This window comes from Armatimonadota bacterium (assembly GCA_016869025.1).
In the GTDB taxonomy this organism is placed as follows: domain Bacteria; phylum Sysuimicrobiota; class Sysuimicrobiia; order Sysuimicrobiales; family Humicultoraceae; genus VGFA01.
The window spans coordinates 172,466-196,669 of record VGFA01000003.1 but is presented as its reverse complement, the minus strand read 5'-3'; the positions used below and the strand labels follow the sequence as shown (position 1 = coordinate 196,669).

The following is a 24,204-nucleotide window of genomic DNA, read 5'->3' as shown; positions in this document are numbered from 1 at the left end:
GCATGCCCCAGGTCCGCACGCGCTACGCGCCATCGCCCACCGGGTACCTGCACATGGGCGGGGCCTGGATGGCCTTCTTCAACTGGCTGCACGCCCGCCACTGCGGCGGGCAGTTCATCCTGAGGGTGGAGGATACCGACCGTACGCGCTCTACCCAGGAGTACGAGAACTCGATCTTCGAGGACTTCGACTGGTTGGGAATCAAGTGGGACGAGGGGCCTGATATGGGCGGGCCTTTCGGTCCCTACCGGCAGACCGAGCGCGGCGGCATCTACGCGCGCTACGCGCAGGAGCTGCTCGACCGCGGAGCGGCCTACCCATGCTACTGCTCCACCGATGAGCTTGAGGCCGAGCGTCAGCAGGCGGCCGCATCCGGGCGGTCGCACCGCTACTCGGGCCGCTGCCGCGATCGCAGCAGCGCGGACCGCGCGGTCCTGGAGGCCGCCGGGGTGCGCCCCTCGCTCCGACTGCGTGTGACCGGAGGTCACGACCCCATCGTTGTGGACGACCTGGTGCGCGGCCGAGTGGTCTTTGAGCCGGAGCACCTGGACGACTACATCATCGTCCGATCGGACGGCACGCCGTTGTACAACTTCGCCAACGTGGTGGACGATCACCTGATGCAGATCACGCACGTGATCAGAGGTAGCGAGCATCTCTCGAACACGCCCAAACAGCTCGTCATGTATCGGGCGCTCGGCTGGACGCCGCCCGCCGTGGCCCATCTGCCCACTATCCTGGGCGCGGACCGCAAGAAGCTCAGCAAGCGCCACGGCGACACCGCCGTACGCGAGTACCGTGGCCAGGGCTTCCTGCCCGAGGCGATCCTTAACTTCTTCGCGCTCATGGCCTGGCATCCCGGGGCCGAGCGCGAGGTGTACGCACTGGAAGAGCTGATTGGGGGATTCCGCCTTGAGGATGTCGGCCGCGCGTCGCCGATCTTCGATCTCGACAAGCTCACCTGGCTGAACGGGGTGTACATGCGGGGGCTCCTCGAGAGCGACCGAGGGCGCGTCGTGGGGATGTGCGCCCGCATTTTGGAGCGGGAAGGGCTGCTTGCGGGGGAGATGACACCGGCGCAGCGGCGATACCTGGAGCGGGTGATCGAGGTGGTGGGGGACCGCCTGAAGACCGGCGGCGACGTCATGGTCTACGGCGACTTCTTCTTCCGCGACCCCGTATACGATCCCGAGGCCGCGTCACGGCACCTGCAACCCGCTTCGGCCACGCTCCTTGAGGCGCTGGCAGCGGGGTTGGAAGGTCTGGAAGCGTTTGACCGCGGGGCGATCGAGGCGGTGCTCCGCAGGGTCTGCGCGGATGCGGGTGTGGAAGCCCGAGCCCTCGTGCATCCCGCGCGTGTGGCTCTCACAGGGAAGACCGCGGGCCCAGGCCTCTTCGAGCTCATGGAAGTCCTGGGAGCAGAGCGTGTGCTGGAACGGCTGCGTCGCGCCGCAGCGCTGGCGGCGGGAGACGGACGCGCAGGGGTCTGAACAGAAGCTGCGCGACACGCGCCTGGCGATGATATGGACCGGTACAAACGAGATCATGAACCTGGTCATCCAGCACGAGTATTTCAGGGAGCTGGGACTTCCCGCCGCCCAGAGGGATGTCGAGGCCGACGCGGTGGAGGCGGACCGAACCGAGGAGAAGGTGTACGAGTAGCCGGGAGCATCGGGCGGAAGATGGCGATCGAGCAGATCAAGAACTTCGTTCAGGTTGACAACCGGCTGGGCACCGCAGGCCAGCCGACCGAGGATCAGCTGCGCGAGGTGGCCGCATCCGGCTACGAGGTGGTGGTGAACCTTGGCCTCCTCGATCCCAGGTACTGCCTTCCGGACGAGGCCGGCCTGGTCCAGGCGCTCGGGCTGGAGTACCATGCGATCCCCGTCAAATTCGATGCCCCCGCGGTTGAGGAGTTCCTGCAGTTCCTGGTCCTGATGGACCGCTGCCGCGCCAGGAGGACGTTCGTCCACTGCGCTGCCAACTACCGAGTATCGAGCTTCGTTGCATTGTACGGGCAGGCCCGCCTCGGCTGGACCGCGCAGCAGGCCGACGCGCACGCCAGGCGGTTCTGGGATCTCGATGACGTGTGGATGGGGTTCATCCAGGCGTGCCGGCGCCGCCTGGGTCTTGAGGGCTAGCCCGAGCGCCCTTGTCCTGCCCCGAGCCTCTCCCTTGCCTTCGCCCAGGAGTCGCGCAGCGCCACGATGCGGTTGAAGACCATGTGCCCGGGTCCGGAGTCGACCGGGTCCTGCCAGAAGTAGCCCAGACGCTCGAACTGATACCGCGTGTCTGCGGGGTCTGTCAGGACGCTGGGCTCGATGTAGCCGTGGGCAACGGTCAGCGATTCGGGGTTCAGATGCTCCGCAAACTCGCCCCCGGCCGCCTCGGGGTCAGGCACGCGGAACAGCCGATCGTACAGGCGCACCTCGATCCTCACCGCGTGCGGTACCGACACCCAGTGAATGGTGCCGCGAACCCGGCTGCCCCCGGGTTGCCTGCCCAATGTGTCAGGGTCGTATGTGCACCGAAGCTCGGCAATCCCGCCGGAGGCGTCGCGCAGTACCTCCTCGCACCGTAGCACATAGGCATGCCGCAGGCGCACCACGCCGCCTGGGACCAGCCGGTGGAACCCCTTGGGCGGATCTTCCATGAAGTCGTCGCGCTCGATGTAGAGGTCTCTCGAGAACGGCACCTTCCTCGATCCCTCTCTTGGGACGTCGTGCGGCCAGTAGGGAGCATCGAGGTATCGGACCTCCCCTGCCGGGAAGTTGGTGATCGTGACCTTGAGGGGTCTCGAGACCGCGAGCACACGCGGCGCCTCGTAGTTGAGGTCGTCGCGCACGGCCGACTCGAAGATCGCGACGTCCACGCGGCTGTTCGCCTTGGCCACGCCGATTCGGTTGGCGAACTCCCGGATCGCGGATGCGGTGACCCCCCGCCGCCGCAGCCCCGAGATCGTGGGCATGCGCGGGTCGTCCCACCCCTTCACGTGCCCTGCTTCCACCAGCCGTATCAGCTTACGCTTCGAGAGCACAGTGTAGTCCAGGTTGAGCCGGGCGAACTCGTACTGGTGCGGGCGGTGCAGCTCGGGCAGGCCACACTTGCCCCGGAGGTTCTCCAGGAGCCAGTCGTAGATCGCGCGGTTGTTCTCGAACTCGAGCGTGCAGATGCTGTGCGAGATGCCCTCCAGGGCGTCTGAGAGCGGGTGCGCGAAGTCATAGAGGGGGTATATGCACCACGTCCGCCCCCTGCGGTAGTGCGCGGCGTGGACGATGCGGTAGAGTACGGGATCGCGCATCTTCATGTTCGGGCTAGAAAGGTCGATCTTGGCCCTCAGCACGTGCGCCCCATCTGGAAACTCACCTTGGCGCATGCGCTCGAAGAGAAGCAGGTTCTCCGCCACGCTTCGATCGCGGTAGGGGCTCGGCCTGCCGGGCTCGTTCACGGTGCCCCGGTATGCGCCGATCTCCTCGTCGCTCAGGCTGTCCACGTAGGCCGCGCCATCCCGGATGAGCTGCACCGCCATCTCGTGGAGGCGCTCGAAGTAGTCCGAGGCGTAGAGCTCCCTCGTCCACCGGAAGCCCATCCACTGCACATCGCGCTTGATCGCCTCGACGTACTCGATGTCCTCGGTCTCGGGGTTGGTGTCGTCGAAGCGCAGGTTGCACTCGCCGCCGTAGTCCAGCGCGAGCCCGAAGTTGAGGCAGATCGACTTCGCGTGCCCGATGTGGAGATAGCCGTTGGGCTCGGGCGGGAACCGGGTGATGACCTCTGCGACGCGTCCCTGCCCGAGATCACCGTCAATGATCTCCGTGATGAAGTTGGGGCTGACGCGCCGCTCTCTGGCAGGCGTGCCAGATTGGCTGCTCATGGCAACTCCTGCGGTGATTCCTGCGCCCCAGGATACACCATGCTTGACCCTGTTTCGAGCCCTTCACTATAATCAGGGGAGTGAAGCGCCGCGGTCCGCCCGCGGCATCCGCGTGCTGGGGGATCGTCTAGCGGTAGGACGACGGGCTCTGGACCCGTTAGCGGGGGTTCGAATCCTCCTCCCCCAGCCAGCCCACGGCAGGGAACCGCCTCGGGCAGACGAACCAAAGGGCGATCGTCCATCTCCTTGCGAGGAGGCGCCATGGGCCGCCGCCGTGCACCTACCGTGCATCCCCGGCTGCGCGATACGCTGGCCGACCAGCTCTGCCGCGCCGTGCTCACGCTGCGCACGTCGGAGGAGGGCTACCGCTTCCTCGAGGACCTCTGCACCGTGTCAGAGATCAGGGCGATGGCGTCCCGCTTGGAGGTGGCCCGCCTCCTGGCGGCCGGGCATACCTACGACGAGATCGTCCGGCGCACCGGCGCCAGCAGCGCGACGATCAGCCGGGTGCGCCGTTTCCTCGAATACGGCGCCGACGGCTACCGTATTGTCCTCGAGCGTCTCGGCCGGACCGGTCGCGCTTGACATCACCCCGCAGGGCATGCTAGGGTAACTCCGTTTTGAACTTCATCGCTTTATCGCGATAAAGGAGTAAAGTCAGTGAGGATCCGCTTACGGGAGCGGCCGCGGTGGCGCGCTTTGCCTGCTGGCATGCGCGATCAGTCCGCCGCGGAGGTCGCCAACCGCCGGCGGCTGGAAGGGCGGTTGCTCGCCCTCTTCGCGCGGTGGGGCTATGTCGAGGTCGCCACTCCGACGCTCGAGTTCTACGAGACTTTCCTGCGGGGGGCCGGGCCAGGGATCGGAGACCGGCTGCTCAAGCTGGTGGACAACGGGGGTGAGGTGCTGGCGATGCGGCTGGAGATGACCGTGCCGCTGGCGCGGCTCGCGGCCACCCGGCTGCTCCCGGCAGGCCGGGTCCCGGTGCGGCTGTCCTATGTGGCGCCGGTGTTTCGCGGGCAGGAGCGCGGGTCAGGCCGCCAGAGGGAGTTCATCCAGGCCGGGGTGGAATTGATCGGCGCCGCCGGGCCGCGCGCCGACGCCGAGGTAATCGCCCTCGCCGCCGAGGCGTTGAAGGTTGCTGGCGTTGCGGGCGCGGTCATTGGCGTGGGGCACACGGGATTCCTCCGCGGGGTGATGAGCACCTTGCCCGAAGCGGCGGTTGATGTCACGCGCGACCTGCTCTACCGCAAGGCCTTCGCGGACCTGGACGCGACGGCGTTGCCAGGCCAGGCCCGCGAGCTGCTGCGCGTGCTGCCGACGCTGCGCGGCGCGGGCGCGTTGGGGCGGGCGGCGGGGCTGGTCACGAACGGAGAGGGTCGTGCGGCGCTGGAGGCGCTCGGTAGGATACTCGAGGCGGTGGAGGTCCACGCGCCGGAGGTCCAGGTAGAGGTGGACCTGGGTCTGATCCGGGACTTCGACTACTACAGCGGCGTAGTGTTTGAGGCCCATGGTCCTCACTCCGGCCTGCCGCTCCTCGGGGGCGGGCGATACGATGACCTGCTGGCCGGCTTTGGGCATCCCGCCCCGGCGACGGGGTTCGCCCTGGGCGTCGAGCGGATCCTCGAGGTCGCGGCGGAGGCCGACGGCTGCGCCGCTCCCATCGTCGTCGCCTACGCGGGGGACTGTTACTCGAAGGCCGTTGCGGTGGCGGCCCGGCTTCGTGAAGCGGGCATGCCGACCGTCGTGGACCCGGTAGGAAACGCTCCTGCTGCGGAAGAGGCGCTCTGCATCGCTGTTGTGGCCGGTAGGGGCCTACGCGTGCTCTGCGGGAGCCGCGAGGAGGAGGCCACGGGTGAGACGGTTGTCGAGGCCGTCCGCGCGGTCATGGCGGCACGGCCGTGAAGGCCCTCGCCCTCGCCGTACCGACCGGCCGGCTTCGGGACGGGGCGGAGCGGCTGCTTCGGACGGTCGGTCTGCTGCCAGATGGGCTCGCGGCGGACCGGCGGTTGCTGGTGGAGACCTCTGGCGGCGCGCGGATCCTTTCGGTTAAGCCGGCCGATGTGTTGACCTATGTGGAGCAGGGCGCCGCGGACGCGGGCATCGTTGGCCGCGACATGATCCTGGAGCAGGCTCGTGATGTCTACGAACTTCTCGACCTGGGATTCGGTGGCTGCCGGGCGGTGGTGGCGCTGCCGGCGGCGCGCGCCGCGGGCCTGTGGCAACCGGGACGCGTGGTGCGCATCGCCACGCAGTACCCGCGCCTCACCGCGCGCTACTTCGAGGCCGCGGGCCGGCCGGTGGAGGTCGTCGTCGTTTCCGGTACGGTCGAGCTGGCGCCGCTTGTGGGACTGGCCGACGGAGTCGTGGACCTGGTCGTGACCGGGCGAACGCTGCGGGACAACCATCTCGTGGAGGTCGCGGAGATCGCGCGGTCTACCGCCCGCCTGGTCGTGAACCGCAGCAGCCTCAGCCGCTCGCCACGGGTTGCGGATCTGGTCGAGCGCGTGCGGGCCCACCTGGCAGAGGGGGAGCCGTCTGTTCGTGTCTAGCCCATTCCGCCCGACCGTGACACACCTGCGCAGCCTGCCGCCGGACGAGCGCCGGCGGCGCCTGCGCCGCTCTGCGGCTGCGGTCTTCGGCGCGGAGATGCGCGCCTATGCCTGCCGCGTTCTCGAGGACGTGGTTGCCGGCGGCGACGATGCCGTTGCCCTGTACACGGCTCGCTGGGACGGCGTGGACCTGGCGCCCGCTGGGTTTGTCGTTGGCAGCGCGGAGATCGAAGCCGCCCGCGACGCGGTGAGCGGTACCCTCCTGGAGGCGCTGGAGGTCGCGATCGGCCGCGTGCGGCGCTTCAACGAGTGGCTTCTGCCGCCTGAGATGACGACCGTGCAGCTCGAGGATGGGATTACGACCGGCATCCAGTACCGGCCGTGCCACTCCGCCGGGCTCTACGTTCCGTCGGGAAAGGGCAGCTTCCCGTCTATGATGATTGCCATGGGGACACCAGCGGTTGTGGCCGGCGTCGAGCGGATCGCCGTTGTGCTACCTCCCCGGCCGGATGGGAGCGTCGATCCGGCCGTGTTGGCAGCGGCCGATCTTCTTGGGATCCGGCAGATCTTTCGTTGCAACGGTGCCGCCGGGGTCGCGGCGCTGGCCGTGGGGACCGGGACGATCCCCCGGACCCAACTGGTGGGCGGGCCGGGTAGCCCGGTGATCGCCGCGGTGCAGCAGGCCTCTGCCGTCTTTGGGGCGACGCCGCTGGTCGCGCTCGGACCCAGCGAGGCGATCGTACTAGCGGATGCCACTGCCGATCCTGCCTCGGTGGTGGTGGACCTGCTCACCGAGGCGGAACACGGCGCGGACTCCGCGGTCATGCTGGTAGCCACGGACGCCGGCCTGGCCAACGCGGTTGCCGGCCTACTGCCTCAGTACCTGGACCGGCTGCCCGAGCCCCGACGCTCTTACGCTCTGACAGCGCTTACCGATCTTGGCGGGCTGTTCCTGGCCGCAGACCTCGACGAGGCGCTCGCCTGGATCAACTCCTATGCTCCGGAGCACCTGCAGCTCGCCGTTGCCGATCCGCTCGCCGTCGCCGGACGCGTGCGCCATGCCGGAGAGATTTTGCTTGGGCAGTGCACGCCGTTTGCCGCGGCCAACTACGCCATCGGCACCCCGGCCGCCCTGCCGACCGGGGGCGCGGCCCTGGCGGCTTCAGGGATAACGGTGCTGTCGTTCCTGAAGGCCACCGCGATCGCCGGCCTGACGCTCGACGGCCTGCGCGCGGTCGCGCCGGTTGCATCGCGCCTGGGCTGGTACGAGGGGTTTCCCGCTCATGTGCAGGCGATCACGCACCGGGAGCCGCACCTCGCATGACGACCACCGGCGCTCCGTCCAAGATGCCCGACCGGGGCGTGGCCTGCGTGCGTCCCGAGATCCGGAACTTGCACGCCTACGGCCTGGTCACCCAAGCGGTCCCTGCCGGGAAGCCGGTGCGCCTGCACCAGAACGAGGCGCCCGATGACTGGCCCGAGGACCTCAAGCGCGAGATCGCCAACCGCCTGGCGACCCTTCCCTGGCACCGGTATCCGGCTGCGAGGGCCGATGCGGTCTGCGCCGCCCTGGGCCGGATGCAGGGCACACCGCCGGAGATGGTCGCGGCCACCGCAGGATCCAACGAGGCGTTGGGGGCAGCATTCGCCGCGTTCGCCGCGGGTGGCACGGTGGTGATGACGTCACCGACCTACTCGATGGCCGCGATCCTGGCGGTTGCCTCCGGCGCGCGCGTGGCCCAGGTGCCACTGGGACCGGGGTTCGAGCTCGACGCCGGCGCCGTGCTGCGGGCCGCGCGTGCCCACCGCGCCGGGGCGATCTACCTGGCCTCGCCCAACAACCCAACCGGCAACGCGCTGGCCCCGGACGCGGTCGCCGCGGTGATGGACGACGCGCCCTGCGCGGTCGTGCTTGACGAGGCGTACTGGGAGTTCGCGAAGACCTCCTGGCTTGAGTCCGTGCATGCCCACCCACACCTGTTGGTAGTGCGGACCTTCAGCAAGGCGTTGGCCGGGGCCGGGCTGCGCGTGGGGTGGATCACGGCTCAGGCGCCGCTGGTCGCGGAGCTACTCAAAGTGCTGCCGCCGTACAACGTCAACGTCTTTGCTCAGGTGGCGGTGCCAGTCCTCGCCGCGCGCCGCGACGTAGCCGCGTCGCGAGTGCGGGCGATTGTCGCCGAGCGTGATCGAATCGGTCGCGCCCTGTTGGCGATGGGCGCCCGCGTCTATCCAAGCGAGACCAACTTCCTGCTGTTCGAGCCCGGGCGACCGCCGGGGGAGGTCCACCGCGGACTGGCCGGGCTCGGGATCCTGGTGCGCGACGTCTCGGCGGCCCCGGGCTTGGCCGCGTGCCTGCGCGTCTCCATCGGGACGCGCGCCGACAACGACCGGTTTCTGGGAGCGCTGGCCGACGTGCTGAAGGGGGGACCATGAACAGGACGGCTGTGGTTGAGCGGGCGACCGCCGAGACCCGGGTTACCGCCGAACTGACGCTCGACGGGAGCGGGCGGGCCGCGCTCGAGACCGGCGTGCCGTTCTTTGATCACCTGCTGGCCGCGATGGCCCGGCATGCGGGGTTTGACCTGGACCTGCGAGCGTCCGGAGATCTCGAGGTGGACCCTCACCACACCGTCGAGGACTCGGCCATCGTGTTCGGTCAGGCGTTCCGACAGGCGCTGGGAACCGGCGAGGGGATCGCCCGGTACGCCTCGATCCACCTGCCGATGGACGAGGCCCTGGTGCTGGTGGCGCTCGACATCTCCGGCCGGCCATTTGTGCAGTTCGACGTGGCGTTTCCCGCCAGCCGTGTGGGGAGTTTCTCCGTGGATCTGGTCGAGGAGGCGTTGAGGGCGTTCGCGGCCCACGCCGCGGTGACGCTGCACGTGGATCTGGTCCGCGGCCGGAACACGCACCACATCGCGGAGGCGGTGTTCAAGGCGCTTGGCGTGGTTCTCGGCCGGGCAGCGGCGGTTGTTGGCCAGGGCGTTCCTTCCACGAAGGGCATCCTGTAAGCCATCAGGGGGCATTGGCACGGGATGCGAGTTGCGCTGATTGACTACGGGGCCGGTAACCTCCGGAGCGCCCATCGGGCGCTGGAGGCAACCGGCGCAGCACCGGTCGTGGTTTCAGAACCCGAAGGGCTGCGGGACGCGCAGGCGATCGTCGTGCCTGGCGTCGGCGCGTTCCCGCCTGCGATGGCCGCGTTGTCCGCGGCCGGTCTGGTGGAACCGCTGCGCGCGGCTGCCGGTAGCGGCATACCGCTGATCGGGATCTGCCTGGGAATGCAGCTCCTCTTCGACCGCAGTGAGGAGGGCAGCGGCGCGACCGGGCTGGGCCTGCTCGCCGGTGAGGTGCGTCGCTTGCCGTCGGGCGTGAAGGTCCCCCACATGGGCTGGAACACCCTGCGGCCGCGCGCCGAGGATCCGATCCTGCTTGGACTGCCTGAGCTGGCTCACTTCTACTTCGTGCACTCGTACGTGGCGGCGCCTGCCGACGCAAGCGTGGTTGTTGCGGAGGCATTCTACGGTGCTTGGTTCCCCGCGATCGTGCGCAGTGGAGCCGTTTGGGGACTGCAGTTTCATCCCGAAAAGAGCAGCCGGCTGGGCGCGCAGATCCTGCACAACCTGCTGGCCATCCTGACAGCGCGGCGGGCGGGATGAGATGACCGTGTATCCCGCGATTGATCTGCTGGCCGGCCGCGCGGTTCGCCTGCAGCAGGGCGACCCGGCGCGGCAGATCGTGGTGGCAGATGACCCGGTGGGTCTGGCTCGGCGCTGGGAGGCCGAGGGCGCGCGCTGGCTGCACCTCGTGGACCTCGACGGCGCGTTCACGGGCCGGCCGTGCCACCTCGACCTGGTGGGTCGAATCTGCGGCGGCGTTGGGATCCCCGTCCAGATCGGGGGCGGCCTGCGCACGATGGCCGATCTCGATCTGGCGTTTGAGGCCGGTGCCGCCCGTGCGGTCCTCGGCACCGCGGCCCTCGGTGCCTCGGATCTCGTTGCTGCAGCCCCAGTCGGCGGGCTGCTCGCGGAGGCGCTGGCGCGCTTCACCGACCGGATCGTGGTGGCGCTGGACGCGCGCGACGGTGTGGTTGTCACCGAGGGGTGGCAGCACGCCTCCGGGGCGTCGGTCGTCGAGACGGCCCGCCGCTTGGCGGCCGCGGGTGTGAGCAGGTTCGTCTATACCGACGTGGCCAGTGACGGCATGCTGGCCGGTCCCAACATGAGCGGACTGTCGGCCGTCATGGCAGCGTCGCGAGTGCCCGTGGTCCTCTCAGGAGGGATCTCGACGCTCGACCACCTCCGCGCGACGGCCGCCGCGGGCGCAGAAGGCGCCATCGTGGGCCGGGCTTTCTACGACGGGCGGTTCACCCTGGCGGAGGCAGTAGTCGCCGCGGTCGGCGCAGGGTGATGCTGGCCAGGCGGGTTATCCCGTGCCTGGACGTGCAGGCAGGCCGCGTGGTGAAGGGCCGCGCCTTCGTGGATCTCCGCGACGCCGGTGATCCGGTTGCGCTGGCGGTCCGCTACGACCGCGACGGCGCCGACGAGCTGGTGTACCTGGACATCAGGGCCTCGGTCGAGGACCGGGGAATCCTGTTGGACGCGGTAGCGCGCACCGCCGCCGAGGTTTTCATACCGCTTACCGTGGGCGGTGGCGTGCGCGGCGTGACCGACATTAGAGACCTGCTGCTGGCCGGAGCCGACAAGGTTGCCCTCAACACCGCGGCCGTGGCTCGGCCGGCCCTGATCGCGGAGGCCGCCAGCCGCTTCGGCAGCCAGTGCGTGGTCGTGGCGATGGATGCCAGGCGCAGAGACGTCAGGGCCGGTACTTACGAGGTCATGACCCACGGCGGCCGCCGGCCCACAGGGCTCGACGCGGTGGATTGGGCCATCGAGGCCGTGCGGCTCGGCGCCGGTGAGATATTGCTGACGAGCGTGGATCGGGACGGGACCACCCGGGGGTACGACCTGGAACTGACGCGCAGCGTGGCGGCGGCCGTTGGCGTCCCGGTGATCGCGTCCGGCGGCGCCGGGGTACCCGCGCACCTGGTCGAGGTGCTGACCGCGGGGTGTGCTGATGCGGCGCTGGCCGCGTCGATCTTCCATTACGACCGGTATCCGATTCCGGTGGTGAAGCGGGCGCTGGCCGCCGCCGGCGTTCCGGTGCGGTTCGGGACGGAGGGTGGGGTGCGTGAATGATGGGGGAGGGTACCCAGGTGAGCGACGAGGCGCCGCCGATCCCGGCTGAGATACCGATTGACTGGACGGACGGGCTGCTGCCGGTCATCGTGCAGGACGCGAGCTCGGGCGAGGTCCTGACAATGGCGTGGATGAACCGCGACGCCTACGCCCGCACCCGGGCCGCTGGCGAGATGTGGTTCTGGAGCCGGTCGCGCCAAGCGTTGTGGCACAAGGGCGAGATCTCCGGGAACACGCAGCGCCTGGTGGAGTTGCGTCTGGACTGCGACGGTGACGCCCTCCTCGCCCAGGTTATCCCCCAGGGCCCGGCCTGTCACACGGGGCAGCGGTCCTGCTTCCACCGGACGCCCGAGGGTGAGCCCCGGCTTACCGGCGGGTCCGTGCTCGCACGGCTCGAGGCGAGAATCTGCGAGCGTCGCCAGGCGATGCCAGACGGCTCGTACACCGCCCACCTGTTCCGCGCGGGCATCACCACGGTGGGCGCCAAGGTGCGGGAGGAAGCCGAGGAGGTCGTCCGCGCCGCGGAGCGTGAGAGCGACGACCGCGTGGCCGAAGAGGCGGCGGACGTGCTTTACCACCTGATGGTCTTGCTGGCCGCGCGCGGCATCCCGCTCGAGCGCGTGATCGAGGTTCTCGCCGCGCGCGGCGCCTAGTTGCTATCCTAGAAGGTTACGGCTCCTTGGGCCAGGGGCCCACGACGCCCGGCGCCGCCCACTCCATCGTGTTGAGTTCTCCCACGGTCATGCGCTTCCCGCTCTGGACCCGGAGGACGCCCTTACGGTCCTTGATCGGGCCTGTGAACGGCTCGAAGGTCACCTTGGGATCCGACATCTGGGCCAGTCGCTTCATGACCAGGTCGTAGACCGAGAGCCGGCCCAGGTCAGGCGTCCCTACCTTGACCGCCTGCATCCTGCCAGCCCATTCGGGATTGATCGGCATGCCGAAGTCGCCGCCCAGCTCCGCCGCGCCCTCGGCCAGGAGCCACCAGTAGTCCACGTTGGCCAGGTTCTCGGCCGTGTACTTGCCCGCGTACACCTTGGACAGGAAGTCCACGTAGATCTTGTCCCAGTGGACGAGCTGACCCGAGACCATGTGCTTGGGGGCGAACTTGTGCATCGGCGAGTAGTGGCCGAAGCTGGGCAGCCCTCGCTTGGCCGCAACCTGCACGACGGTGGGTGAGTCCTCGGTGAACGCGAACACGTCCGCGCCCTCGGCGATCAGGGCTTCGGTGGCTTCCTTGGCCGCCGTGGGGCTGAACCACTCGTAGATCCAGCGGACGTGCACGGTGGCCTTGGGGTTGACCGCGCGGGCGCCCAGCGCGAACGCGCCGATGTGGCGCTTCACCTCGGGGATCGGGAAGGCGCCCACATAGCCGATCTTGCCGCTCTTGGTCACCGCGCCGGCCATCAGGCCGTTCAGGTAGTACACCTGATAGAAGTCGGCCATGTACGTTGCCACGTTGGGCGCGCGCTTGAAGCCTGACGCGTGCGCGAAGATCTGGTTGGGGTACCGCTTGGCCGCGGCCAGCGTCCCGTCCATGAACCCGAAGCTGGTCGTGAATATCACCCGCGCGCCCTGCTGGATCAGCTTGTCAATGAACGATTCCGTTTGGCCCTCGGGCACCTTCTCGACATAGAGGGTCTCCAGCCAGGGGAGCTTCTTCTCCGCGATCTTGCGGGCGAAGTCGTGGGCGTGCGTCCAGCCGTAGTCGCCGATCGGGCCGACGTAGACGAACCCGGCCTTGAGCTTCTGTTGGGCGATGCCCGGCGCGGCCAGGCTGCCCGCGAGCACGAGTACCACCAAGATGGTCAACCAGCGCATGGTCTCCCTCCTCTGTTGTCCTTCCTCGTCTCTCCTCGGCTATTCGGCGTGGACCCGGTCATCTCCCGCCTCAGGTGTCATCTCTCCCCGGAGGCGTACGGCAGCCCCAACGCCTCGGGTGCTCCCTGGCCCCTGCGCCTGCCCGCGGTGGCTGCCAGCACCAGAATCGTGAAGGCAAACGGCATCATCCTGAGCGCCTCCGGCTGGATCCAGGCCTGCAGGCGGAAGGAGAGGTGGAAGAGGGCTCCAAACAGGAAGGCCCCTGCGACCGCGCGGAGCGGGTCCCAGCCCGCGAAGATGGTGATTGCTATGGCGATCCACCCCAACCCGGCGGTCATGCCTTCGGTCCACGAGGGGCGGTAGGCCACGGAGAGGAATCCACCGGCCACGCCGGCAAGGACTCCGCCGAAGACCACGCAGAGGTAGCGTACCAGGTAGACGTTCACGCCCAGCGCGTCCGCGGCCGCCGGCGACTCTCCGGTGGAACGTATCACCATGCCCATCCGCGTATGGTGTAGGACCAGCCAGAGTCCTGCCGCGAGCAGCAGCCCCATATACGTGAGCCAGGAGATCTCAGGAAGGGTGTTGAGCAGGGGTGTCCCTTCCCATCCCCGGCCGAGCACACCGGCCAGGCCCAGGCCCAGCATGGTCAGGGCCAGCCCAGAGACGTACTGGTTGGCCCGGAGCGTCACGGATACGAAGGCGTGGAGCAGGGCCGCCAGGCCGCCGGCGGCCGCCGCTGCCAGCAGGCCGGCAACCGGGTAACCGGTTACTTGCGCGACGACGAAGGCCGACAATGCGCCCAGGATCATCATACCTTCGACACCTAGGTTGATAACGCCGCTCCGCTCCGCGTAGATCTCTCCAAGCGAAGCCCACAGGAGCGGGGTGCTAACCGCCAGCGCCCGGACGATCGCGGTTAGGACCCATTCAAGCATCCGCGGTCTCCACGGGCCGCCCGCCGGGTGCCCAGCGTAGCCGGTAGTTGAGCAGCCGCTCGCTGCCGATGAGGAAGAAGAGAATCAACCCGTTGAAGACGTCGGTCACGCGAAACGGCATCTGCAGCGTCACCTTCATCACGTCTCCGCTGGAGTAGATGAGGCCGAGGAACAGCGCCGTGATGATGGCGGCCAGCGGGCTCCCGCGCGCTAGCCATGCCACGATGATGGCGGCGTAGCCGTAGCCCAGCGAGACCTGGCCGGGCGCCAGCAGCTTGTGGTGGATGCCCGCGACCTCGCCTACTCCTGCCAGCCCTGCCGCGCCTGCGGAGAACACCATGGCGAGCAGGATTGTCCGCACCGGGTCTATCCCCGCGTACCTTGCCGCGACGGGGTTTTCGCCCAGCACCCGGATCTCGAACCCGAGGCGTGCCCGCCCCAGGAAGAAGGCCAGCGCGCCGGCCAGGGCGATCCCCAGGACCAGCGTGGGCCAGTGCACGCGCGTGCCCGGGATAAGGGCCAGCCGTGCGGCTTCAGGGAAGGTATCGGTATAGGCGAACCCGAACGCGGTCTTCCCTTTCCACGGCCCGTGGATCAGCCACTCCACTGAGAACAGGGCTACGTAGTTCATCATCAATGTGGAGACGACCTCGTTGACCTCGAGCTTGAGGCGGAGCAGTGTGGGGAGCATGCCCCAGAGCGCGCCGCCCAGGAAGCCCGCTACGAACATCGCGGGCAGCAGCCATGGAGCCGGGATGGGGGTGAACAGCGCTACTCCGGTCGCGGCGACCGCGCCGGCGAGCAACTGGCCCTCCGCTCCGATGTTCCAGAACTGCGCCCGGAACGCCAGCACCAGCCCAAGCCCGCCGAGCAGCAACGGGGTGGCCTGGCGCAGTATCTCGGGTGCTGCCCTCCTGTCCGCCAGCGTGCCCGCAAAGATCATCGCGTAGGCACGCAGGGGGTTGATCCCGAAGGCCCAGAAGATCATGCCCGCCGCCACCAAGGCCGCGGCGACCGCTCCCAGGGAGACCGTCAGGACCCAGGCCCCGGATGGAACCAGCACCCGCTCGACCCGGAACGGGCCCAGCCGCTTCATTGGCGCTGCCCCATCATCAGGAGTCCGATGCGTTCCCGATCGGACTTGGCCGTGTCCACTACACCCACGATCTCACCCGAAAGCAGCACGGCGATGCGGTCGGACAGGGCCAGGATCTCGTCCAGGTCCTCTGACACAAGGAGAACCGCTGCGCCTTCCTCACGGCGCTTCAGGAGCAGCCTGTGGATCTGCTCGGCAGCGCTGACATCCAGCCCGGAGGTGGGGTGCGCGGCTACGATCACGTCGGGCTGGCCCGACAGTTCGCGGCCCAGGATCAGCTTCTGGATGTTGCCCCCTGAGAGCAGCCGCGTTGGGGTGGCGGGCCCCGGCGTTACGATCTCGTACTCTGAGATCATCCGGCGCGCGAACTCGCCCATGGCCTGGCGGTTCATCACCGGCCCGCGCGAGAAGGGCGGGTGGCGGTAGTCCCTCAGCACCAGGTTCTCGGCTACCGACATTCCAGGTACGATTCCCATGCGCATCCGGTCCTCGGGGACGTGAGCCACGCCTGCCAAGTGCACCGCGCGCGCCGACAGGTTGGTGACGTCCCTTCCCAGTACCTTGACGCGACCGCCGGTGGAAGGGCGCAGCCCGGTTATCACTTCCACCAGTTCGCGCTGACCGTTGCCGGCCACGCCGGCGATGCCCAGGATCTCTCCGCGCTGCACCGATAGGGAAATCCCCCGCAGCGCCGGGAGACCGCGATCGTTCCTGGCCACAAGATCCTCTACGGCAATCGCCTCGCCGTCAGGTGCGCGGGCACTCCTGCGAAGCCGGAACTCCACATCCCGGCCGACCATCAGGCGCGCCAGCGAGTGCCTGTCGGTCTCCGCGACCGGCAGCGTGGCCACCCCCCGACCCTTGCGCATGACCGTAACGCGGTCGGCGATCTCGGCGACCTCATCCAGCTTGTGCGAGATGAAGATCACCGCTTGGCCCTCCAGCTTCATCCGGCGCAGCACCTCGAACAGCCCGCGGGCCTCCTGCGGTGTGAGCACGCTCGTGGGCTCGTCCAGGATGAGAAGCCTCGCTCCCCGGATCAGCGCCTTGACGATCTCCACACGCTGCTGCTCGCTGGGTGAGAGCTGCCAGATGTGGGCGCGGGGATCCACCGAGAGACCGTACCGATCTGCCAACTCCCTTATCCGCGGCTCGATCTGCCGGGCCGGAGCGATGAAACCTGGACCCGGCAACCCTAGGGCGACGTTCTCGGCAACGGTGTGCCTGCGGACCAGAAGGAAGTGCTGGGGCACCATGCCAATACCCAGCGCCAGGGCATCGCGGGGCGACCGGATGCGCACCTGCCGCCCCCGCAGCCATATCTCGCCGCTGTCGGGCTGGTGGATTCCGTACAGCACGTTCATCAGTGTCGTCTTGCCGGCGCCGTTCTCGCCGAGCAAGGCGTGGACTTCCCCGGCCCGTACCGCCATCGTGACCCCGTCGTTGGCTACCACACCCGGGAAGGTCTTCCTGACGTCCCTCAGGAGGAGCAGTTCGGACGGCTCGACAGCAGGGGTACCTGTTTGGGTTTCGGGAGGTTGCGCTCGCGTCACGCGATTCGGCGCCCCTGTTCGCCGCCTCAGGAAGAGGCGGGCTCGCGTCGCAGGAAGTCGTCTCGGATCACGCCGATGTACGGGAGGTTCCTGTGGAACTGCCGGTAGTCCAGGCCATAGCCGACCAGGAACAGGTCGGGCACCTCGAACCCGCGGTAGCGGATCGGCAGGGTGTGGGCTATCCGCCGCGCGGTCTTGTCGAGGAGCGTGCAGACCGCCAGGTCGGCCGGGTCCCGCGCCTGGAGGCTGCGCAGGAGGTAGGAGGCCGTCAGGCCCGTGTCAATGATGTCCTCGACCAGCAGCACGTGACGGCCGGTGAGGTCCTCGTCAAGGTCCTTGACGAGGCGGACGGCGCCGGAAGGACCCTTGCCGCCCCGGTAGGAGCTGATGGCCATGAAGTCAATGGCCAGCGGTATGTCCATCATGCGGGTGAGATCGGCCAGGAAGTACAGGGCACCCTTGAGGACCGACACGACGAGCAGATCGCGTCCCGCGTAGTCGTGGCTTATCTCGGCCGCGAGGGCGCGCACACGCACGCGGATCTGCTCCTCGGTAAGGAGCACCTGGCTGATTTCGGGAGTCACCATCAGGGCGCTGCGATCGGATGGAGATCGTACTTGGCCAACAGGTTCCGGAAGTCCCTACCGTAGAATACCTTGACACGTACCTCGGGGTACAGGTCACGCAGTCGCCGCAGCTTGCGGTTCTTCCTGGTTACCAGACTCTGCTTCAGCGTGGTCAGCTCAAGGTACAGGTCGAGATCCGGAAGGTAGAAGTCCGGGCTGAAGCTCTCGACCACGCGTCCCTGTTCGTCCCAATCCAAGGGGAAGGAGCGGGGCTCGTACTCCCAGCGAATCCCGTAGAAGTCTAGGATTCGCGCCAGTTCCTCTTCGCTTGCGTGGGCAAAGCGCAGGTTGGCTCTGTCTCCCATTAGGATCAGTATACGGAAGCACGGCCTGAGACGCAAGCAGGGAAGGGGCTCCAGCCCGTGAGCAGGATGGTGGTGCGGGGCCGCAGAATAGTGCATAATGGGTGCAGTAGGTGCCACGCAGTTCCCCTGCGTCCAACAGGAGGAGCGTTCATGCCGGAGACCGGCAAGGCCGACGAGCTACAGCGCTACCTGCAGCAGCTCGAAAGCCACGATGTGACCGTTCGCAGCGACGCGGCGCACGCGCTCGGCAAGCTCGGTGACGAATCCGCCGTGCCGGCGCTGGCGCGTGCCTTGCAGGACTCCGACGAGTATGTCCGCAAGAGCGCTGTCGTCGCGCTCCGGCGCGTCAGCGGGCCCGCCGCGGGTGAGGCACTGCGCGCCGCGCTTGCGGACCGGAGCGAGCAGGTGGTCCTCCAGGCGGTGAACGGCCTGCGCGACATCCGCGACCGGGGCGCCGTCGAGCCGCTGATCCGCGTCCTTGCACGCCGTGAGAGGTCGCTGCAGCTGGCGGCCACCGAGGCCCTCATGCGGATAGGGCCCGAGGCGGTCGGACCGCTCCTGGCCACCTGTGAGGACAAGGTACTGCGACGAAAGATTGGCGCGCAGGTCATGAAGATTCTCATCGAGGTCGGCCCGCGCGCGATTGAGGCGCTCCTCGAGGCCATGGAGCAGGAAAGCCAGGTCATCAGGGCCACGGCCATCTCGGTCCTGGGGCGCGTCGGGGATCAGCGCATCGTACGACCGCTGGTGGACCTGTTCCTTCGCGATCCGCGCATGCAGGAAGCCGTGGTGGCCACCCTGGCCCGCCTGGAGGAGCGCGGCATTCTGGACGGCGAGGGCCCGCACGTGGACCGGGAGGTCAGCCCCACGCGCATGGTGATGGAGGCCCTGGGGGGCCGCCCGCGTACCGAGGTCATCGAGCAACTGCGCGTGGCGCTTGAGAACCCTGTGCCCAAGGTGCGGCGATTCGCCCTGAGGGCCCTCCATGCCTTGTTCGGCGACGGTGCCTCGGACCAGTTTGTCGCCTCGCTCGAGGACGAGGACATTGATGTAAAGCGGCTGGCGATACGCATCCTTGGCAAGCTTCGCAACAAGCGTGTGATCGAGCCGCTTGTGGCACTTGTGCAGCGCGAGGGCGGCGAGCACGTGGAAGAGGCCGTCTGGAACACGCTGAAGGTCCTAACCGACCTGCGCGAGTTCGAGCAACTTCGCGCGCGGGTGGCCAGGGAGCGGACCGCCACGCGTCCCGCCCCTCGAAAGGCCAGGTCGCTGCGTGACGTATCGCCGGATTGGTGGCGCGAGCAGGACTAGCACGGGCACCCAGCCGCCCTCCGGATCTCGTCCGAGATCGGCAGAGAGATGAGCGAACCCTTGGTTGTGCTGGTCATCGCCAGCAGCCGTGATGAGGCAGATCGGGTGGCATCGGCGCTCGTGGAGGAGGGACTGGCTGCCTGCGTGAACGTGGTGCCCGGGGTGCGCTCGGTGTACCGCTGGCAGGGCCGGGTCGAGCGCGCGGACGAGTTGCTGCTCGTAGTCAAGACCACCCATCACCACCTGGCCGACCTGGTGGCGCGCGTGGAAGGCCTCCATTCGTACACGGTGCCGGAGGTGCTCGCCCTTCCTATCATGGGAGGATCGGCTGCCTATCTCGACTGGCTGGCAGGTGCCGTGCTTCCCGAGGCCGGCTCAGGGGAGCCGCAGGGGGAGTAGCGTGGTCGGCGGGCGCGCTCGCCCGGCCGCGGTCAGGGGCGTGTTCTACAGCGCGGATCCCGACGCGTTGCGCGCTCAGGTGGAGTGGTGCTTCAAGCACCCTGTGGGCCCTGGCCGCCTTCCGGCACCCTGGGGCACGGGTCGCGTGATGGCACTCGTGGTTCCGCATGCAGGGCTGGCCTATTCGGGGCCGGTCGCGGCTCATGCCTACCTGCGCCTGGCAGGGGCGCGCCGGCCAGGGGTCGTCGTGGTGATAGGTCCTGATCACAACGGCGCCGGCCCGCCGTCGGCACTGTCCCCGGAGGAGCACTGGCAGGGCCCGCTGGGGGATGTCACCACCTACCATCCGGTCAAGGACGCGCTTCAGCAGGGCGGCATCCCGATGGATGCCCGAGGCCACCGACGGGAGCACTGCATCGAGGTCCAACTCCCTTTTTTGCAGTACATGGGCTATGATGGACCGGTCGTGCCGATAGTGATGGCCGACCAGGACGCGGCCACGGTGGAGCACCTGACCGGTGCGCTCGCCGCTGTCCTGGCGGGTCAGGACGCGGTCCTGGTCGCCTCGACCGACCTCAGTCACTACCTGCCGCATGAGCGTGCCGTCGAGACGGACCGGATCGTGCTCGAGGCGCTGGCTTCTGGAGACGGGGGTCGCCTGCTGAGGGAAGTGCGGCAGGGAGGGATCACGATGTGCGGGGTCGGTCCAGCCGCGGCGGTGCTGGATGCCGCGCGCCGCCTGGGATCCGTTCGCGTTGAGATCCTTCGATACTCCACCTCCGGAGAGGTCTCCGGTGAGAGGGGCGCGGTGGTAGGCTACGTGGCAGCGGCGGCCGAAGCCGTCTAGCACACCCGAACAACTTGAAGCGAGGGAAGATGCGGGTCCTGCTCACCAACGATGACGGAATCCACTCACCGGGCTTGCACGCCCTGGCCGAGGCCTTTGCGTCACGTCACGAGACCGTGGTTGTGGCTCCTGAGCATGAGCGCAGCGCCACCGGGCACGCGGTCACGCTGCACAAGCCGCTGCGCGCCTGGCGCTCCGCGGTTCTTCCAGAGGGCGTGACCGCCTGGGCGACGAATGGCACGCCTGCTGACTGCGTGATACTCGGCGTGCTCGACCTCCTGGGCCGGAGGCCGGACGTTGTGGTCTCGGGCATCAACGTCGGCCCAAACCTGGGCCGCGACCTCACCTACTCCGGCACCGTCTCCGGCGCGATGGAAGGCGCGATCATGGGGATTCCAAGCCTGGCGGTCTCGGTGGCGGCATTCGTGGACGTCAGGTTCGAGGTGGCCGCGCAGTTCGCCGAACGGCTATCGCGGTTGGTCGTGGAGCGCGAGTTGCCCGCGGACGCGCTGATCAACGTGAACGTGCCTAACCTCCCGCTGGAACGGCTGAGCGGGGTGGCGATTACCCGCCAGGGTTCGCGCCGCTACCTCTCGCAACTGGAGAGGCGCACGGACCCGCGGGGGAGACCATACTACTGGCTGGCCGGAGAGCCCGAGCCCCTGGGCGATGAGGAAGGGACGGACAGCTGGGCGGTAAAGGCCGGGTACATCTCGGTGACGCCGATCGACCTCAACATGACAGGCGACCGCCTGCTGCATGACCTGGCGGCCTGGGGCCTGACCGTGTCCTGATAGGGCGGCAGGACCATCGCGCCGCTGCGTAGAACTACAACAAGAAGGAAACGTCGAAGCGCTGGACGCACCCATTCGTCGGAGCAGCGATGATCAACCTCGACGGCGTCGGAAAGCGATATCCCACCGGCGTGGTCGCCTTGCAGGACATCTCGCTGCGGATAGACTGCGGTGAGTTCGTCTTTCTCGTGGGCCCCACCGGTAGCGGGAAGTCCACGGTTCTCAAGCTCATCCAGCGGATCGAGCGCCCCACGGCCGGCCGAGTGGAGGTGGACGGGCTAGACCTCTGCTCGCTTCCCGACTCCCAGGTGCCACTACTGCGACGCAGGTTGGGCGTCGTCTTCCAGGAGTTCAAGCTGCTGTCCGACCGTTCCGTGGCCGACAACGTGGCGTTCGCGCTGCGGGTGACCGAAACCGACCCGGTGGAGATCGCGCCGCGCGTCCTGTGGGCGCTGGAGACCGTCGGCATGGCCCACCGTGCGGACGACCTGCCGGCCAGGCTCTCGGGCGGGGAACAGCAGCGCGTCTGTCTGGCCCGTGCGATCGTAACGCGGCCGCGAGTGGTGTTGGCGGACGAGCCCACCGGCAACCTTGATCCCCAGGCGGCGTGGGAGATCATGCAACTCCTAGGCGCCGTCAACCTGCGTGGAACGACGGTCTTGGTGACCACGCACAACAACACGCTCGTGGACATATTGCGCCGGCGCGTGGTCGAACTGCATGCCGGTCGCGTGATGCGCGATGAGTCGAGGGGCCTCTACCAGACAGCCCGCTGATGCGGCTGCCCGGCGCTCGCTGCGGGCGCGCGCGTGGCCCTGGGCGCGAGGGGAGGCCCTGCGCGAGGCGATCGGCGGCCTGCGCCGAAACGGCCTGATGGCCGCGGCCGCGACCACGACCATCGCCATCGCGCTCATGGTGGCCGGAGGTGGAATCCTGGCCTCCGTGAACCTGGCGCACCTGGCCTCTGTCCTTGAGGCGCAGGTCGAGATAGTTGGGTTCCTACGGCGGGATCTCACGGTCCAGCAACAGCAGCGCGTGCTGGCCTCTGCGAAGGATCTGCCAGGGGTCCTCTCCGCCGAACTCGTGGGACGCGCCGAGGCGCTGAAGCGGTTGCAGAAGACCTACGGATCCCTGGCTTCGGTCGGCTCTCACCTCAAGACAAACCCTTTGCCGGACTCGATCGAGGTTCGCGCCGGCGGTGCTGGTCAGGTACGAGGGGTCGCCGCTGCGCTGGAGCAGATTGCGGGTGTCGAGGAGGTGCTGTACGGGACGCCGGTGGTGGACCGGCTCGTGGCGCTGACGCGCGCCGTCCGGATAGCCGGTGCCGCCGTGGCCGGGGCGCTGTTCGCCGCCGCGCTCCTGATCGTTCTCAATACGATCCGGCTGACAATCGCCGCGAGGCGTCAGGAGATCGAGATCATGACCCTGGTGGGCGCCACGCCAGGATTCATCCGGGGACCGTACGTCCTGGAAGGCGTGCTGCAGGGAGCCGCCGCGGCCCTGGCGGCGACCGTGATTCTGGTGGCGGTCTACGCCCACCTGGCCGTCCAGATCGCGGGCTCACTTCCGTTCCTGCCGGTTCTGCCGGCCCGGGCGGCACTCCCAGGCGCCCTTGCCGTGGTCTGGTTCCTGGGTATTGCTGTTGGGATGGCCGGAAGCGAGATCGGAATGCGGAGGTACCTCCGGGCATGAGCGTGCCCTCAACGGTCCGGCTGGTGGCTGCGGCGCTGCTGCTGGCGGCTGCCGTGGCGGCCGGGATGAACGAGGCCATCGCCGCCTCGCCCGCGCCCCTATCGTCCAAGCAGGAGGAGCTTTCGCGCCTGCAGCGGCAGCTCGAGACCGAGCGCCGGCGGCTGCGGCAGGTCAGGCATCGTGAGCGGCGGATGGCCGACGAGGTTCAGAATCTGGACCGCCAGCGCGAGGCGACCGAGGAGCAGTTGCGGCGTCTGGCCTTACAGTTGCGCAGAGTCCGGCTCCGTACGCGGGCCGCGGCCGTCGAGCTGGCCCGGGCCGAGGCGGCGCTGGCGCAGCGCCGGGGTCTGCTGGCCAGCCGGGTAGTGGACCTGCACCGGTACGGCCGCGCCGGCTACCTGGACGTTGTGCTCCGCGCCACCTCGTTCCCGGAATTCGTGGCGCGCTCGCGGTTGGTAGGGGCCGTCATGCGGGAGGATGCCAGGCTGATCAGCGCCTATACCCGAGACCGCGACCGGACCGCGGCGCTGCGGGAAGAGCTGATCGCGCAGCAATCGCAGTTGCAGGAGGTCGCCCGCCAGACCCGGGAGCGCGAACTGGAGCTATCAGAGCAGGTGGCGGCGAAGCGCCGAATCCTGGAGGCGATCATGCACGAGCGGGCCGCCGCCGAGCAGGCCGTCCGGGAAACCGAAGAGGACTCGGCCTCAGTGCAGGCCCTGATTCAACGACTCCAGGGTGGCGCCGCGCCTGCCAGGGAGAGCGCAATGACAGCCCTCATATGGCCGCTGAGGGGACCGGTAACGTCGCGCTTCGGCTTTCGCCGCCACCCCCTCTTTCGGCGCCACCACTTCCACACCGGGGTGGACATATCGGCGCCGAGGGGCACGCCGGTGCCTGCGGCGCATGCCGGGAAAGTGCTCTTCGCCGGGTGGTACGGAGGATATGGCAAGCTGGTCATCTTGGACCACGGCGATGGTGTAAGCACCCTCTACGGACATCTGTCCCGGATAAGCGTAAAGACCGGGCAGAACGTGTCCCGCAGACAGGTCATCGGGTACGTTGGGAGCACCGGCTACAGCACAGGCCCGCATCTCCACTACGAGATCCGTCGGAACGGCCGTCCCATCAATCCAGACTGAAGGAATCGTGCTTGTTCCCGTTCCTGAGCCAGGGTAAGCTACAGCCGGCAGCGGGTGATACC

General features: G+C 68.4%; 26 protein-coding genes, 1 tRNA gene and 1 pseudogene. 21 read left to right on the top strand and 7 right to left on the bottom strand.

The annotated features are described in order from the left end of the window. Window positions 1-2: 2 nt before the first annotated feature. The 3 genes and pseudogenes from FJX73_03510 to FJX73_03500 all read left to right on the top strand — a co-directional run bounded on the left by FJX73_03510 (window position 3) and on the right by FJX73_03500 (window position 2,141). Window positions 3-1,490: a glutamate--tRNA ligase gene (locus tag FJX73_03510; GenBank protein ID MBM3469840.1), complete on the top strand. Its 1,488-nt coding sequence runs from the start codon at window positions 3-5 to the stop codon at window positions 1,488-1,490. Continuing rightward, a pseudogene (locus tag FJX73_03505) lies at window positions 1,489-1,662 on the top strand (acyl-CoA dehydrogenase). Before FJX73_03510 ends, FJX73_03505 begins: the two are co-directional and overlap by 2 nt. A 20-nt stretch (window positions 1,663-1,682) precedes the next feature. After that, the gene (locus FJX73_03500) at window positions 1,683-2,141 is read left to right on the top strand and encodes a hypothetical protein (GenBank protein ID MBM3469839.1); all 459 of its coding nucleotides are present in this window, start codon (window positions 1,683-1,685) and stop codon (window positions 2,139-2,141) included. Here the strand turns inward: FJX73_03500 and FJX73_03495 are convergent. Continuing rightward, the gene (locus FJX73_03495; protein MBM3469838.1) at window positions 2,138-3,874 is read right to left on the bottom strand and encodes a glutamine--tRNA ligase/YqeY domain fusion protein; all 1,737 of its coding nucleotides are present in this window, start codon (window positions 3,872-3,874) and stop codon (window positions 2,138-2,140) included. The two genes, FJX73_03500 and FJX73_03495, sit on opposite strands and share 4 nt — an antisense overlap. A gap of 116 nt (window positions 3,875-3,990) precedes the next feature. Here FJX73_03495 and FJX73_03490 point away from each other — a divergent pair. From FJX73_03490 to FJX73_03440, 11 genes are all read left to right on the top strand, one after another. Then, window positions 3,991-4,064: transfer RNA gene (locus FJX73_03490), tRNA-Gln, on the top strand. 71 nt (window positions 4,065-4,135) lie between these two features. After that, window positions 4,136-4,459, top strand: coding sequence for a helix-turn-helix domain-containing protein (locus tag FJX73_03485; protein ID MBM3469837.1), 324 nt, complete (start codon window positions 4,136-4,138; stop codon window positions 4,457-4,459). A gap of 126 nt (window positions 4,460-4,585) precedes the next feature. After that, window positions 4,586-5,776, top strand: coding sequence for an ATP phosphoribosyltransferase regulatory subunit (gene hisZ / locus FJX73_03480; protein MBM3469836.1), 1,191 nt, complete (start codon window positions 4,586-4,588; stop codon window positions 5,774-5,776). Then, window positions 5,773-6,423: an ATP phosphoribosyltransferase gene (locus FJX73_03475; GenBank protein MBM3469835.1), complete on the top strand. Its 651-nt coding sequence runs from the start codon at window positions 5,773-5,775 to the stop codon at window positions 6,421-6,423. Before hisZ ends, FJX73_03475 begins: the two co-directional genes overlap by 4 nt. Beyond that, the gene (hisD, locus tag FJX73_03470) at window positions 6,416-7,747 is read left to right on the top strand and encodes a histidinol dehydrogenase (GenBank protein ID MBM3469834.1); all 1,332 of its coding nucleotides are present in this window, start codon (window positions 6,416-6,418) and stop codon (window positions 7,745-7,747) included. Before FJX73_03475 ends, hisD begins: the two co-directional genes overlap by 8 nt. After that, a complete protein-coding gene (locus FJX73_03465) occupies window positions 7,744-8,856 on the top strand; it encodes a histidinol-phosphate aminotransferase family protein (GenBank protein ID MBM3469833.1) in 1,113 nt (370 codons plus the stop codon). The genes hisD and FJX73_03465 overlap by 4 nt, the downstream gene beginning before the upstream one ends. Next, window positions 8,853-9,434: an imidazoleglycerol-phosphate dehydratase HisB gene (gene hisB, locus FJX73_03460; GenBank protein MBM3469832.1), complete on the top strand. Its 582-nt coding sequence runs from the start codon at window positions 8,853-8,855 to the stop codon at window positions 9,432-9,434. The genes FJX73_03465 and hisB overlap by 4 nt, the downstream gene beginning before the upstream one ends. A 24-nt stretch (window positions 9,435-9,458) precedes the next feature. Beyond that, on the top strand, window positions 9,459-10,082 hold the full coding sequence (hisH, locus tag FJX73_03455; protein ID MBM3469831.1) for an imidazole glycerol phosphate synthase subunit HisH: 624 nt from the start codon (window positions 9,459-9,461) through the stop codon (window positions 10,080-10,082). 1 nt (window position 10,083) lies between these two features. Further along, window positions 10,084-10,833 carry a 1-(5-phosphoribosyl)-5-((5-phosphoribosylamino)methylideneamino)imidazole-4-carboxamide isomerase gene (locus FJX73_03450; GenBank protein ID MBM3469830.1) on the top strand — a complete coding sequence of 250 codons (750 nt, stop codon included), beginning with the start codon at window positions 10,084-10,086 and terminating at the stop codon, window positions 10,831-10,833. Next, window positions 10,833-11,621 (top strand): imidazole glycerol phosphate synthase subunit HisF, encoded by a 789-nt coding sequence (hisF, locus tag FJX73_03445; protein MBM3469829.1) that lies wholly within the window; start codon window positions 10,833-10,835, stop codon window positions 11,619-11,621. Before FJX73_03450 ends, hisF begins: the two co-directional genes overlap by 1 nt. Next, complete coding sequence (locus FJX73_03440) at window positions 11,621-12,274, top strand: bifunctional phosphoribosyl-AMP cyclohydrolase/phosphoribosyl-ATP diphosphatase HisIE (GenBank protein MBM3469828.1); 654 nt, start codon at window positions 11,621-11,623, stop codon at window positions 12,272-12,274. Before hisF ends, FJX73_03440 begins: the two co-directional genes overlap by 1 nt. Before the next feature lie 16 nt (window positions 12,275-12,290). Here the strand turns inward: FJX73_03440 and FJX73_03435 are convergent, their stop codons facing one another. From FJX73_03435 to FJX73_03410, 6 genes are all read right to left on the bottom strand, one after another. Beyond that, window positions 12,291-13,442 (bottom strand): BMP family ABC transporter substrate-binding protein, encoded by a 1,152-nt coding sequence (locus FJX73_03435; GenBank protein ID MBM3469827.1) that lies wholly within the window; start codon window positions 13,440-13,442, stop codon window positions 12,291-12,293. A gap of 77 nt (window positions 13,443-13,519) precedes the next feature. Next, a complete protein-coding gene (locus FJX73_03430; protein MBM3469826.1) occupies window positions 13,520-14,380 on the bottom strand; it encodes an ABC transporter permease in 861 nt (286 codons plus the stop codon). Further along, window positions 14,373-15,476 carry an ABC transporter permease gene (locus FJX73_03425; protein MBM3469825.1) on the bottom strand — a complete coding sequence of 368 codons (1,104 nt, stop codon included), beginning with the start codon at window positions 15,474-15,476 and terminating at the stop codon, window positions 14,373-14,375. The genes FJX73_03430 and FJX73_03425 overlap by 8 nt, the downstream gene beginning before the upstream one ends. After that, the gene (locus tag FJX73_03420; GenBank protein ID MBM3469824.1) at window positions 15,473-16,906 is read right to left on the bottom strand and encodes an ABC transporter ATP-binding protein; all 1,434 of its coding nucleotides are present in this window, start codon (window positions 16,904-16,906) and stop codon (window positions 15,473-15,475) included. The genes FJX73_03425 and FJX73_03420 overlap by 4 nt, the downstream gene beginning before the upstream one ends. Window positions 16,907-17,055: 149 nt before the next feature. Continuing rightward, entirely contained in the window at window positions 17,056-17,613 is a 558-nt protein-coding gene (gene hpt, locus FJX73_03415) for a hypoxanthine phosphoribosyltransferase (GenBank protein MBM3469823.1), read from the bottom strand. Between the two features lie 2 nt (window positions 17,614-17,615). Beyond that, window positions 17,616-17,960, bottom strand: coding sequence for a hypothetical protein (locus tag FJX73_03410; GenBank protein ID MBM3469822.1), 345 nt, complete (start codon window positions 17,958-17,960; stop codon window positions 17,616-17,618). A gap of 57 nt (window positions 17,961-18,017) precedes the next feature. On the opposite strand from FJX73_03410, the gene FJX73_03405 reads away from it, so the two are divergent. The 7 genes from FJX73_03405 (at window position 18,018) to FJX73_03375 (ending at window position 24,142) form a co-directional block, all read left to right on the top strand. Continuing rightward, window positions 18,018-19,271 (top strand): HEAT repeat domain-containing protein, encoded by a 1,254-nt coding sequence (locus tag FJX73_03405; protein MBM3469821.1) that lies wholly within the window; start codon window positions 18,018-18,020, stop codon window positions 19,269-19,271. A 48-nt stretch (window positions 19,272-19,319) separates the two neighbouring features. After that, window positions 19,320-19,670 carry a divalent-cation tolerance protein CutA gene (locus FJX73_03400; protein MBM3469820.1) on the top strand — a complete coding sequence of 117 codons (351 nt, stop codon included), beginning with the start codon at window positions 19,320-19,322 and terminating at the stop codon, window positions 19,668-19,670. Then, window positions 19,549-20,517: an AmmeMemoRadiSam system protein B gene (gene amrB, locus FJX73_03395; GenBank protein MBM3469819.1), complete on the top strand. Its 969-nt coding sequence runs from the start codon at window positions 19,549-19,551 to the stop codon at window positions 20,515-20,517. Before FJX73_03400 ends, amrB begins: the two co-directional genes overlap by 122 nt. Window positions 20,518-20,546: 29 nt before the next feature. After that, window positions 20,547-21,311, top strand: coding sequence for a 5'/3'-nucleotidase SurE (surE, locus tag FJX73_03390; protein MBM3469818.1), 765 nt, complete (start codon window positions 20,547-20,549; stop codon window positions 21,309-21,311). An 89-nt stretch (window positions 21,312-21,400) separates the two neighbouring features. Continuing rightward, the gene (gene ftsE, locus FJX73_03385; GenBank protein MBM3469817.1) at window positions 21,401-22,087 is read left to right on the top strand and encodes a cell division ATP-binding protein FtsE; all 687 of its coding nucleotides are present in this window, start codon (window positions 21,401-21,403) and stop codon (window positions 22,085-22,087) included. Continuing rightward, on the top strand, window positions 22,053-23,003 hold the full coding sequence (locus FJX73_03380; GenBank protein ID MBM3469816.1) for an ABC transporter permease: 951 nt from the start codon (window positions 22,053-22,055) through the stop codon (window positions 23,001-23,003). Before ftsE ends, FJX73_03380 begins: the two co-directional genes overlap by 35 nt. Next, the gene (locus FJX73_03375; protein MBM3469815.1) at window positions 23,000-24,142 is read left to right on the top strand and encodes a hypothetical protein; all 1,143 of its coding nucleotides are present in this window, start codon (window positions 23,000-23,002) and stop codon (window positions 24,140-24,142) included. Before FJX73_03380 ends, FJX73_03375 begins: the two co-directional genes overlap by 4 nt. Window positions 24,143-24,204: the final 62 nt, after the last annotated feature.